11 protein-coding genes are annotated in these 10,454 nt (G+C 69.4%); 8 read left to right on the top strand and 3 right to left on the bottom strand.

The annotated features are described in order from the left end of the window. Positions 1–127 precede the first annotated feature (127 nt). From guaA to KXJ60_RS02120, 3 genes are read right to left on the bottom strand one after another with little or no spacing between them, the layout of a single operon-like run. Positions 128–1,744, bottom strand: a complete 1,617-nt coding sequence (gene guaA / locus KXJ60_RS02130; protein WP_291123758.1) for a glutamine-hydrolyzing GMP synthase — start codon at positions 1,742–1,744, stop codon at positions 128–130. A 17-nt stretch (positions 1,745–1,761) separates the two neighbouring features. After that, complete coding sequence (locus KXJ60_RS02125) at positions 1,762–2,184, bottom strand: type II toxin-antitoxin system VapC family toxin (RefSeq protein ID WP_291123757.1); 423 nt, start codon at positions 2,182–2,184, stop codon at positions 1,762–1,764. Next, a complete protein-coding gene (locus KXJ60_RS02120; RefSeq protein WP_291123756.1) occupies positions 2,181–2,405 on the bottom strand; it encodes a type II toxin-antitoxin system prevent-host-death family antitoxin in 225 nt (74 codons plus the stop codon). The genes KXJ60_RS02125 and KXJ60_RS02120 overlap by 4 nt, the downstream gene beginning before the upstream one ends. Positions 2,406–2,510: 105 nt before the next feature. On the opposite strand from KXJ60_RS02120, the gene KXJ60_RS02115 reads away from it, so the two are divergent. The 8 genes from KXJ60_RS02115 to KXJ60_RS02080 all read left to right on the top strand — a co-directional run bounded on the left by KXJ60_RS02115 (position 2,511) and on the right by KXJ60_RS02080 (position 10,446). Continuing rightward, positions 2,511–3,416, top strand: coding sequence for a LysR substrate-binding domain-containing protein (locus KXJ60_RS02115; protein ID WP_291123755.1), 906 nt, complete (start codon positions 2,511–2,513; stop codon positions 3,414–3,416). Positions 3,417–3,522: 106 nt separating this feature from the next. Further along, positions 3,523–4,647: a ring-opening amidohydrolase gene (locus KXJ60_RS02110; protein ID WP_291123754.1), complete on the top strand. Its 1,125-nt coding sequence runs from the start codon at positions 3,523–3,525 to the stop codon at positions 4,645–4,647. Continuing rightward, on the top strand, positions 4,644–6,038 hold the full coding sequence (locus tag KXJ60_RS02105; RefSeq protein WP_291123753.1) for an amidase: 1,395 nt from the start codon (positions 4,644–4,646) through the stop codon (positions 6,036–6,038). The genes KXJ60_RS02110 and KXJ60_RS02105 overlap by 4 nt, the downstream gene beginning before the upstream one ends. Before the next feature lie 28 nt (positions 6,039–6,066). Continuing rightward, a complete protein-coding gene (locus tag KXJ60_RS02100) occupies positions 6,067–7,278 on the top strand; it encodes an FAD-dependent monooxygenase (RefSeq protein WP_291123752.1) in 1,212 nt (403 codons plus the stop codon). Next, complete coding sequence (locus tag KXJ60_RS02095; protein ID WP_291123751.1) at positions 7,275–7,838, top strand: VOC family protein; 564 nt, start codon at positions 7,275–7,277, stop codon at positions 7,836–7,838. Before KXJ60_RS02100 ends, KXJ60_RS02095 begins: the two co-directional genes overlap by 4 nt. Further along, complete coding sequence (locus KXJ60_RS02090) at positions 7,825–8,811, top strand: ABC transporter substrate-binding protein (protein WP_291123750.1); 987 nt, start codon at positions 7,825–7,827, stop codon at positions 8,809–8,811. The genes KXJ60_RS02095 and KXJ60_RS02090 overlap by 14 nt, the downstream gene beginning before the upstream one ends. A gap of 76 nt (positions 8,812–8,887) precedes the next feature. After that, positions 8,888–9,685 (top strand): ABC transporter ATP-binding protein, encoded by a 798-nt coding sequence (locus KXJ60_RS02085; protein WP_291123777.1) that lies wholly within the window; start codon positions 8,888–8,890, stop codon positions 9,683–9,685. Beyond that, positions 9,682–10,446 (top strand): ABC transporter permease, encoded by a 765-nt coding sequence (locus KXJ60_RS02080; RefSeq protein WP_291123749.1) that lies wholly within the window; start codon positions 9,682–9,684, stop codon positions 10,444–10,446. The genes KXJ60_RS02085 and KXJ60_RS02080 overlap by 4 nt, the downstream gene beginning before the upstream one ends. Positions 10,447–10,454: the final 8 nt, after the last annotated feature.

Raw genomic sequence — 10,454 nt, 5'->3', positions numbered from 1 at the left:
GGAAGCATCCACAAGCACCACTGCCCTGCTGCCCGTCAGCCGTCCCAGGCTGAAGGCAGGGAGTTCCGTCACCCAGGGAAACCGTCGGTTTGCCGACCGTCTTTGAACGGTGCCAACCGATCTTGGGTCATTCCCACTCGATCGTCGCCGGCGGCTTGGAGCTCACGTCGTAGGTCACGCGGTTGATGCCGCGCACCTCGTTGATGATGCGGCCCGACACTTTCTTGAGCAGCGCGTACGGCAGCTCGGCCCAGTCGGCGGTCATGAAGTCGCTGGTCTGCACGGCACGCAGGGCGACCACGTAGTCGTAGGTGCGGCCGTCGCCCATCACGCCCACGCTCTTGACCGGCAGGAACACGGTGAAGGCCTGGCTGGTCAGGTCGTACCAGGTCTTGCCGGTGGCTTCGTCGCGGAAGTTGCGCAGCTCCTCGATGAAGATCGCGTCGGCGCGGCGCAACAGGTCGGCGTATTCCTTCTTCACTTCGCCCAGAATGCGCACGCCCAGGCCGGGGCCGGGGAACGGGTGGCGGTAGACCATGTCGTGCGGCAGGCCGAGCGCCACGCCGAGCTCACGCACCTCGTCCTTGAACAGATCGCGCAGCGGCTCCAGCAATTTCAGGCCGAGCTGCTCGGGCAGGCCGCCCACGTTGTGGTGGCTCTTGATCGTCACGGCCTTCTTGCTCTTGGCGCCGCCGGACTCGATCACATCCGGGTAAATAGTGCCTTGTGCCAACCACTTGGCGCCTTTTGTTGAAGCACCACTTGAAATGAGTTTGGCGGCTTCGGCCTTGAAAACCTCGACGAATTCGCGCCCGATGATCTTGCGTTTGGCCTCCGGCTCGCTCACACCGGCGAGGTGCCCCAGGAACTGGTCGGCCGCGTCCACGCGGATCACCTTGGCGTGCAGCTTGCCAACGAACATGTCCATGACCATGTCGCCCTCGTTCAGGCGCAGCAGCCCGTGGTCGACGAACACGCAGGTGAGCTGGTCGCCAATGGCGCGGTGAATCAGCGCGGCCGCCACGGACGAATCCACACCGCCCGACAGGCCCAGGATCACTTCTTCGTCGCCCACCTGCTCGCGGATCTTTTGCACCGCTTCCTCGATGTGGTCGCGCATGACCCAGTCGGCGCGGGTACCGCAGATCTCCAGCACGAAGCGCTCGAGCAGCGCCCGGCCCTGCACGGTGTGCGTGACTTCGGGGTGGAACTGCACGGCGTAGAAATGGCGCGCTTCGTCGGCCATGCCGGCGATGGGGCAGCTCTCGGTGCTGGCCATGAGCTTGAAGCCGGGCGGCAGCTCGGTCACCTTGTCGCCATGGCTCATCCAGACCTTGAGCATGCCGTGGCCTTCGGGCGTGGTGAAGTCGGCGATGTCCTTGAGCAGCGCGGTGTGGCCGCGGGCGCGCACCTCGGCGTAGCCGAATTCCCGTGTCTTGCCCGCTTCCACCTTGCCACCCAGCTGCTGCGCCATGGTCTGCATGCCATAGCAAATGCCCAGCACCGGGATGCCCAGCTCGTACACCGCGTCGGGGGCCTTGTCGTCCACCTCGTACACGCTGGCATGGCTGCCCGAAAGAATCACGCCCTTGAGCTGGCCGTCGGCAGCGAACTCGCGCACCCAGTCGCTGCTCACGTCGCAGGGGTGCACTTCGCAGTACACGTGGGCTTCGCGCACACGGCGTGCAATGAGCTGGGTGACCTGGGAGCCGAAATCGAGGATGAGGATCTTCTGGTGCTGCATGGTGGTTTCCGGGGTTTTCAAAAGGTGTCGGTGGCAATGCCGCAGGCTTTGGCGGCCTGCAGCAGGTCGGCCTGGCGCGAGACCAGCGTGCCGTTGAAGCGCACGACGAGCTCGAGGTAAGCGGCGTCGAAACAACTGATGCGGTGCGACTCGGCCAGCCGCAGCACCTGGCTGCGCCGGTGCAGGCTGAGCGGTGGGTCGATATCGACCTGCGCCTGGGCCACGAGCTCGAGGCCGCGCTCGTAGTGGGCGCGCGGCAGGCGGCCGCTGCGGCAGGCCAGCAGCAGGGCTTCGCCCAGTTGCCAGTGCCACAGGCTGGGCGCGTGGTAGAGGCCTGCGCGGCTGCGCGCCTGGCTGTAGTGGTGGTCGGTGCGCTCGCTCTGCTGCTCAGGGATCAGCCAGGCCAGCGCCACCGAAGCGTCGATCACCCAGGGCCTCATCGCGGCTCCTCGGCCGACCAGGCGGCGCGAAACGCGCGCAGCTCGGTGAGTGCCTGGGCGGCCACGCGCTCGCGTTCGGCCTGGTCCACGTCGGCCACTTCGGCCACCAGCCGCACCACCGGCTTGCCGTGCCGCGTGAGCACGACCTGCTCGCCCTGCTCGGCCGCGCGAATCAGCTCGGACAGCTGGCCTTTGGCCTGGTGGATGGGGACGGACAGCATGGACAATGGGTGGCGCCGGAAAACCGGGGATTGTGCCAGATTCCGCCATTTTGGGTCCCAATACTTTGGGTCCAGATTTTGTAACACCCGCCACCCCAGCCCACCATGCTCCACCCACCCCGCGCCTACATTTACCTCGACGCCGTGGCCCGCGCCGGCTCCATCCGCAAGGCGGCGGAAAAGCTGCATGTGGCGTCCACCGCACTCAACCGCATGATCCTGGAGCTCGAAGAACAGGCCGGCACGCCTCTGTTTGAGCGGCTGCCACGCGGCGTGCGCCTGACGGCGGCGGGCGAGGTGCTGGTGCACACGGTGCGCCGCTCGCTCTCCGACCTGCGCTCCGCGCAGTCTCAGATCGAGCAGCTGCGCGGCCTGGTGCGCGGCACCGTGCGCCTGGGCTGCGCTGAATCGGTGGCCACGGACCTGATCCCCAGCGCCGTGGCGCAATACCAGGCGCAGCACCCGGGCGTGCAGTTTCAGGTGGTCTCCGGTGTGACGCACCAGCTGGTGCATCTGCTCGGCCAGGACGACGTGGAGCTGGTGCTGGTGCACGACCCCGCCCCCAGCGACGACCTGCAGGTCATCAGCCGGCTGCACCAGCCGCTGTGCGCGATGGTGCGCCCCGACCACCCGCTCGCCGGGCGCACCAGCCTGCGCCTGGCCGAATGCCAGCCGTACGCCGTGGCCCTGGGCGACCATTCGTTTGGCAGCCGCCGCCTGCTCGACGCGGTGATGGCGCGTTCGCGCATCGCCATGCGCCCCATGATCGAAGCCAGCACCGTGCAGCTGCTCAAGGAATTCACGCGGCAGACGGGGGCGATCAGTTTCCAGTTCGAGATCGGCACGCTGCAGGAAAAGCGCCGCGGCGAGCTGGTGTCGATCCCGCTGGTGGACGCCGCGCTCGGCCGCAGCGAACTGGTGCTGGCGGTGCGCGAAGGCCGCCGCCTGCCCAGCGCCACGCTGTCGTTTGTGGAATTGCTGGTGGGCCGCCTGGCCGAAATCACGCCCTGAGGCCGTTGGCGGCGGCGGGCTGCGGCCCTACTGCACACATTTCTCGCTCACCCTGAGCGAAACATTGAGCTTCCGCGCAGCACTGGTGTTCCAGATACTGCGCTGCATGCACCGCTCGACACCCCTTCGCCAGCTCCAGGTCTTCCGCCTGCCGATGGCCCACCCCGGCGACCTGTCGGCCCTGGCCGCCTTGCTCGATGCCGGGCGCGTGCGGGCCGACGAGGTGGTGGCCGTGATCGGCAAGACCGAGGGCAACGGCGGCGTGAACGACTTCACCCGCGGCTACTTCACCCAGAGCCTCATGCACCTGCTCGGCGCGCGCCTGGGCCGCGACCCGGCCGAGCTGCAGCGCGAACTGCCCTGCGTGCTCTCGGGCGGCACCGAGGGCGTGCTCTCGCCGCACTACAGCGTGTTCGTGCGCAGCGCGGCCAGCGCAAATCCGCCTGCCGGCCCGGCCCTGGCCATCGGCCGCGCCTTCAGCCCGCCGACGCCGGCGGCCGACATCGGCCGCTGGGCGCAGGTGCGCGCCGTGGCCGACGCCGTGCGCAGCGCCATGGCGGACGCGGGCATCGACGACCCGGCCGATGTGTGCTTCGTGCAGGTCAAAGGCCCTTGCGTGACCGCGGCGCGCGCAGCCGCCGCTCAGGCCGCCGGGCAGCCAGTGGCCAGCGCCGACCCGAACCGCTCCATGGCCCTGTCGCGCGCGGCCGGTGCGTTTGGCGTGGCGCTGGCATTGGGCGAAATGGCCGATGACCCGGCGCTGGAAGCCGGGCTGCTCGCGCGCCTGGACCTCTGGTGCGCACGCGCCGGCGTGTCCACTGGGGTGGAGGTGCAGGCCAATGAAATCGTGCTGCTGGGCCACAGCGCGCACTGGCGCGGCCCACTGCGCATGGCCTGCGAGCCCATGGCCGACGCGCTGGACTTGCCGGCCGTCACGCGCGTGCTCGCGCGGCTGGGCCTGCGCGCCGAGCCCCAGCTGGGTGAAGCCGATCGCCACCGCGTGGCCGCCGCGCTGGTGAAGTGCGAGCCCGACCGCCGGGGCGAGGTGCGCGGTTCACGCGTCACCATGCTGGACGACACCGACATCAACGCCCAGCGCCACATCCGAGCGGCCGTGGGCGGAATGGTGTCGGGCGTGCTGGGCGATGGCCGCATTTTTGTGTCGGGCGGTGCCGAGCACCAGGGGCCGGATGGCGGCGGTCTGGTGGCCGTGATCGCGGAGGTGGCATGAGCACCGACACCCGCGCACCGTTGTGGCAACTCGACGCCTGCGACCTGGGCGCGGCGTACCGCGCTGGTGCACTCACACCACTGGCCGTGCTCGACGCCCACCTGGAGCGCCTCAACATGGTGCAGCCAGCCATCAACGCCATGGCGTGGGTCGATGCCGAGGGCGCGCGCCACGCGGCCAGCGCCAGCACCGAACGCTTGCGCCAGGGCCAGCCGCTCTCCGCGCTGGACGGCGTGCCCGTCACCGTGAAAGACAACATTCCGCTGGCCGGCCTGCCCTGCCGCTGGGGCAGCCGGCTCTGGCAAGACCACCGGCCCGCCGTGGACGAATCGCCCGTGGCGCGGCTGCGCGCGGCGGGCGCCGTGTTCCTGGGCAAGACGGCGGTGCCCGAATTCACCCTGCAGGGCTACACCGACAGCCCGCTCACCGGCGTCACCCGCAACCCCTGGGACCCGGCACTCACGCCCGGCGGCTCCAGCGGTGGCGCCGTGGCCGCGCTGGCGGCGGGCGTGGGCGTGCTGGCGCTGGGCACCGACGGTGGCGGCTCGATCCGCCGCCCGGCGGGGCACACCGGGCTGTACGGCTTCAAGCCCGGCTGGAACGTGGTGCCCCGCGAGCACGGCCTGCCCGAGGTGCTGCCCGGCATGGAAGTCATTGGCCCCATGGTGCGCCATGCACGCGACCTGCCGCTGGCCATGGCCGTGATCGGCGGCACCGCGCCCGGCGCGTGGCGCGCAGCCGAGGAAGCGCCACGGCCCCGGCGCATTGCGTACTGGCGCCACATCGCCGGCTCGCCGGTGGACGCGAATGTGCTGGCGCGCTGCGACGCCGCCGCGCAACAGCTGCGCGCACTCGGCCACACGGTGGACGTGACCGACGCGCCGACCGACGTCCAGGCCTTCAACCAGCAGGCCTGGCCCGTCATCAGCACCACGGGCCTGGCCCACGTGCTGCGCGACGCGCCGCGCGCGGGCAACGAACTCTCGCCCGCGCTGGCCGCCCTGTGGGCCAGCGGCCAGGCATGGCGCGCCACCGATCTGTTTGAAGCGCAGGCCGTGGTGCGCCGCCTCGCACGGGCGCTGGCAAAGGTCTTCAGCGCGCACGACCTCGTGCTCACCCCCTGCTCGGCCGCCCTGCCCTGGCCCGCCAACGAGAGCCACCCGCCCGTGATCGACGCCCAGCCGGTGGACGGGCGCGGCCACGCCGTCTTCACCGCCTTCGTCAACGCCACCGGCCTGCCGGCGCTGGCCCTGCCCGCCGGGCGCGCCGGGCACCTGCCGGTGGGCGTGCAACTGGTGGCGCCGGCCGGTGGCGATGCGCTGCTGCTCGCCCTGGGCCTGCAGTGGGAGCAGGCCGGCGGCTCCACCACCGAATGGCCGCTGTGGCCCTGATCCTGCTTATCTGGAGAAAACCCCGACCATGTCCACCCTGAGAAAAGTCGTCATCGTCGGCGCCGGCGTGGCCGGTGCCATCCTCGCCCGGCGCCTGGCGGCGCTGCCCGGCGTGGCGGTCACGTGCCTGGAGCGCGTGGCGCCCGACGACCACAGCGAAGCCGGCACTGGCCTGAACGTCGGCCCCAACGCCATCAAGGCCCTGCGCGCCTGCGACCCGGCGCTGGCCGACGACGTCATCCGCCAGAGCCTGCCATGGACGCAGTGGCGCACCTCGCTCGCCGATGGCACCGTGCTCTTTGACCTGCCGCTGGCGCGTGTGGCCGACAACGCGGGCATCCGGATCCGATGGTCCGAGCTCTACCGCATCCTGCGCAGCGGCGCGGGCCCGGCCATCCGGTACGGCTGCGAGGTCACGTCCATCGGCGCCGACCCGGCGGACCCCCACCGCACCCGCGTGGCCTGGACGGAAAACGGCCAAGCCCACGCCATCGAGGGCATCGACCTGCTGATCGGCACCGACGGCCGCTACTCGGCCACCCGCGCCGCGTTCTCCGGCCTGCCCGAGACGCGGCACGTGGGCGTGGCCATCTTGCGGGTGCTGGTGCAGGACCGCAGCCAAGGCCTGGTGGACGACTACGAGCAGTGGTTCAACCGCCACCACCGCCTGCTCGCGTTTCGCGTGCCGCCCGACCACATCTACATCGCCGGCACCTACCCCATTGAAGCCGGTGCGGCGATACCGGACGACTGGAAAACGCCCGAAGGCATGCGCCGCGCCTTCCTGCCCGAAGGCCGCGAGGCCTCGCCTGCGGTGCGCTGGCTGGTCGACGCCATGTGCGAACAGGCCGAGCACGCGCACTGGGCGCGCATGCAGGAGTCCGACGTGCGCTTTGTCGAACCCGTGCGGCAGGTGCTCTACCTGGGCGACAGCGCCCACGGCATGGCGCCCACGCTGGGCCAGGGTGCCACGCAAGCCATGGAAGACGCGAGCTGTGCCGCGCTGCTCATCGAAGCCGCGGTGCGCGCCGGCCAGCACGGGGTGCGCGACTGGCTGGACGCGATCGACCTGGCCCGCCGCGAACGCATCCGCTTCGCCATGGAACTCTCGGTGCGCGCCACCGACACCATGCTGCAAGGCGCTGACCCGGTGGCCGGCGCGCGCTGGAAAACCGAGGACCCGTTCATCGACGACCTCACGCGCCTCTTCCGCGACGTTGCACTCGGCGAGAAGACATGAGCCCCCACGCTCCACACATCCCCGGCGACGGTGCCTTCACGCTGGGCCTGTTCCACCTGGCCATCAAGACCAGCGACCTCGACCTCACGCGCGCTTTCTGGTGTGGCGTGATCGGGCTGCGCGAGGTGGCCCGGCCCGACTTCGGCTACCCCGGCGCCTGGCTGGCCTGCCCGCAGCCGGGGGGCCAGGCCATCGTGCACGTGTATGCCGGTGGCCCCGCGCTGGCCGGGTTGGACCACGTGCCCAGCGGCAGCGCCGCCATCGACCACCTCTCGCTCGCCTGCGTGGGCTACCACGCCTACCGCGCGCGGTTTGCGGCGGCGGGCCTGGCGTGGCGCGAGTTTCTGGTGCCCGGCACCACGCTGTGGCAGCTGTTCGCCTACGACCCCAGCGGCGTGCAGCTCGAACTCACCTTCGAGGGGGCGGCCGAAACCGGGGCGCCTCCCGACATGTCCGAGGACCGCGTCTACCGCGCTGGCCATTCGTTCTTTCAACCGCCGCTCTACCCACGGCAGACCCTTTTGTCACTTCACGGAGAAACCCGCCATGCAACGCGCTGACTTCCTTTCCCTCGCCGCCAAAGCCCTGGCCACCCTGACCCTGTGCACCGCGCTGCTCCCGCACGCCCAGGCCGCCGACCGCGTGCGCGTGGGCGTGTTCCCCTCCAGCGCGGCGCTGCCGTTCTACATCGCGCAGAACCGCGGGTTCTTCAAGGCAGCCGGGCTTGAAGTGGAAGAAGTGCCCATGACCAGCCACCCACTCACGGTGCAGGCCATCGTCGCCGGCAACATCGACGGCGCCGCCAACCTGGTGACGCTCGAAGGCGCCAACATGGAATCGCGCCGCGCCAAGACGCTCAAGTACCTCTCGCTCAACGGCCAGAACAGCGCCCACGTGATCGAGCAGTTCGTCGTCAAGGCCAGTCACCCGGCCAAGTCGCTCAAGGACTTCAAGGGCGGCATCAAGCTGTTTTCCGCGCCCGGCCCGGCCAACATCGGCGCGGCGCGCGCCGTGCTCAAGAAGCTGGGGCTGGTCGAAGGCACCGACTTCACCATCCAGGAGCAGCCCATCAACATGCACGCCAGCGTGCTGCAGGCCGGCACCTTCGACGGCGGCTACACGCTGGAGCCGGCTGCCACGATCATGGTCGCCCAGAAGGTGGGCAAGCGGGTGGAAACGGGCGTGATCGCCACCCACCTGCTGGGCAACAAAAACGCCAGCGCCTTTGCCGCCGGTGCCGTACTGGCCGACAAGTTCGTGAGCGAGCGGCCCGATGTGGCCAAGCGCTTTGCCGACGCCTGGGCGCGCGGCGTGAAGGAAGCGCAGAGCGACAGCAGCACGCGCGGCTACCTGATCGCCGGCATGAAGGTGCCACCCGAGCTGGCCGCTACCGTGCCGCTGCCACGCATCGTCATGGCCGCCGACCTATCGCCCGCCGACGTGGCCGACTTCCAGAAGTTTCTGGACCTCGGCGTCGAGTTCGGCGTGATCAAGGACAAGGTCGACGCCAAGGCGCTGCTCAAGGCCTTCTGATCATCTGAAGCGGACACCCCACCCCATGCGAGTCATGCCCTCGAACGATGCCTTCCCCCCACCTCCGGCCACCCCCATGGCCGGGGCGCACAACGACACCTCGCACCGCTGGTACCCGGTCGGCACGCACATCACCGTGCGCGGCCTCACCAAGCGCTTCGACGGCGTGACGGTCTACGACCAGTTCGACCTGGACATTCCCAAGGGCAAGATCACCTCGGTGTTTGGCCCCAACGGCTGCGGCAAGAGCACGCTGATCAACATGATCTCGGGCATCCTGCCGTACGACAACGGACAGATCCTGTTCGAGGGCAAAGAGGCGCAGGACACGCGCATCGGCTACGTGTTCCAGAACTACCGCGAGGCCGTGTTTCCCTGGATGCGCGCCATCGACAACATCCGCTACCCGCTGCAGTTTCTCGACCTCACCAAAACCGAACGGCAGGCCCTGCTCGACCAAGTGGTGGAAAGCTTTGACGTCTCGTTCGACCTCAACCGCTACCCGTACCAGATGTCGGGCGGCCAGCAGCAGCTGGTCTCCATCATGCGGGCGCTGGTGGTCGAACCCGAGGTGCTGTTTCTGGACGAGCCCTTCTCGGCGCTGGACTACGAGATGGTCATGTTCCTGCGCGGCACGCTGCAGAAGGTGCTCAAGGAACGCTCGGTGACCACGCTGCTGGTCTCACACGATCTGGACGAAGCCGTGCTGCTGGCCGACGAAGTGCTGCTGCTCACCAAACGCCCCACGCGCGTGGCCGAGCGGCTGGTGTTTGACGCGCCGCGCCCGCGCAGCGCCGACACCACCGTCACCCCCGCCTTTGTGCAGACCAAGACCCGGGCCCTCGAAATCTTCCAGCGTGAGGTGCGCGCATGAAACTCCCTGCCTGGCTCTACCGCCTGCGCCCGCTGCTGGGCGTGTTCATTCTCATCGCCGGCTGGGCGCTCATCCACGCGGCCGGCGCGGTTGACCCTGTGCTGCTGCCCTCGCCCGCGGAGGCCGCCGGTGCGTTCTGGAATGGCATGACGCAGGGCACGCTGGGTGCCGACTTCGGCAAGACCATCGTGCGCACGCTCAGCTCGTTTGCCATTGCGCTGGTGGTGGCGGTGCCGCTGGGCATCGTGCTGGGCGCCTCGCAGCGCCTGTACGAATCCATCGAATTCGCCATCGACTTCTTCCGCTCCACGCCCGCTTCGGCCATGTTCCCGTTGTTCCTGGTGATCTTCGGTGCTGGCGAACAGACCAAGATCGCCGTGGCGGCGTTTGGCGCCGCGCTCGTGATCCTGTTCAATGTGGCCTATGGCGTGATGGGTGCGCGCAAGCAGCGCCAGCTCGCCGCCCGCGTGATGCGCGCCCCGCGCTGGCGCGTGCTGACCGACGTCACCCTGCTGGAATCCATGCCGCAGGTCTTCGTCGGCATGCGCTCGGGGGTGTCGCTCGCGCTGGTGATCGTCATCGTGGCCGAAATGTTCATCGGCTCCACCGATGGGCTGGGGCAGCGTGTGATGAACGCCCAGATGGTGTTCGACATGCCCGAGATGTACGCAGCCATCTTTGCCGCCGGCGCCCTGGGCTACGCCATGAACCTGATCTTTTTGATCGCAGAACGCCGCTTCGTCCATTGGGGCGGCAAGTGACTCCCCCC

The organism is Hydrogenophaga sp., assembly GCF_019264445.1.
In the GTDB taxonomy this organism is placed as follows: domain Bacteria; phylum Pseudomonadota; class Gammaproteobacteria; order Burkholderiales; family Burkholderiaceae_C; genus Hydrogenophaga.
The sequence above is the reverse complement of the archived record's forward strand: the minus strand, read 5'-3'. Positions and strand labels throughout refer to the sequence as shown.

Bases quoted from the DNA above. Each gene is read 5' to 3' on its own strand.
- guaA (WP_291123758.1), bottom strand. From the start codon at position 1,744: ATGCAGCACCAGAAGATCCTCATCCTCGATTTCGGCTCCCAGGTCACC.
- KXJ60_RS02125 (WP_291123757.1), bottom strand. From the start codon at position 2,184: ATGAGGCCCTGGGTGATCGACGCTTCGGTGGCGCTGGCCTGGCTGATC.
- KXJ60_RS02120 (WP_291123756.1), bottom strand. From the start codon at position 2,405: ATGCTGTCCGTCCCCATCCACCAGGCCAAAGGCCAGCTGTCCGAGCTG.
- KXJ60_RS02115 (WP_291123755.1), top strand. From the start codon at position 2,511: ATGCTCCACCCACCCCGCGCCTACATTTACCTCGACGCCGTGGCCCGC.
- KXJ60_RS02110 (WP_291123754.1), top strand. From the start codon at position 3,523: ATGCACCGCTCGACACCCCTTCGCCAGCTCCAGGTCTTCCGCCTGCCG.
- KXJ60_RS02105 (WP_291123753.1), top strand. From the start codon at position 4,644: ATGAGCACCGACACCCGCGCACCGTTGTGGCAACTCGACGCCTGCGAC.
- KXJ60_RS02100 (WP_291123752.1), top strand. From the start codon at position 6,067: ATGTCCACCCTGAGAAAAGTCGTCATCGTCGGCGCCGGCGTGGCCGGT.
- KXJ60_RS02095 (WP_291123751.1), top strand. From the start codon at position 7,275: ATGAGCCCCCACGCTCCACACATCCCCGGCGACGGTGCCTTCACGCTG.
- KXJ60_RS02090 (WP_291123750.1), top strand. From the start codon at position 7,825: ATGCAACGCGCTGACTTCCTTTCCCTCGCCGCCAAAGCCCTGGCCACC.
- KXJ60_RS02085 (WP_291123777.1), top strand. From the start codon at position 8,888: ATGGCCGGGGCGCACAACGACACCTCGCACCGCTGGTACCCGGTCGGC.
- KXJ60_RS02080 (WP_291123749.1), top strand. From the start codon at position 9,682: ATGAAACTCCCTGCCTGGCTCTACCGCCTGCGCCCGCTGCTGGGCGTG.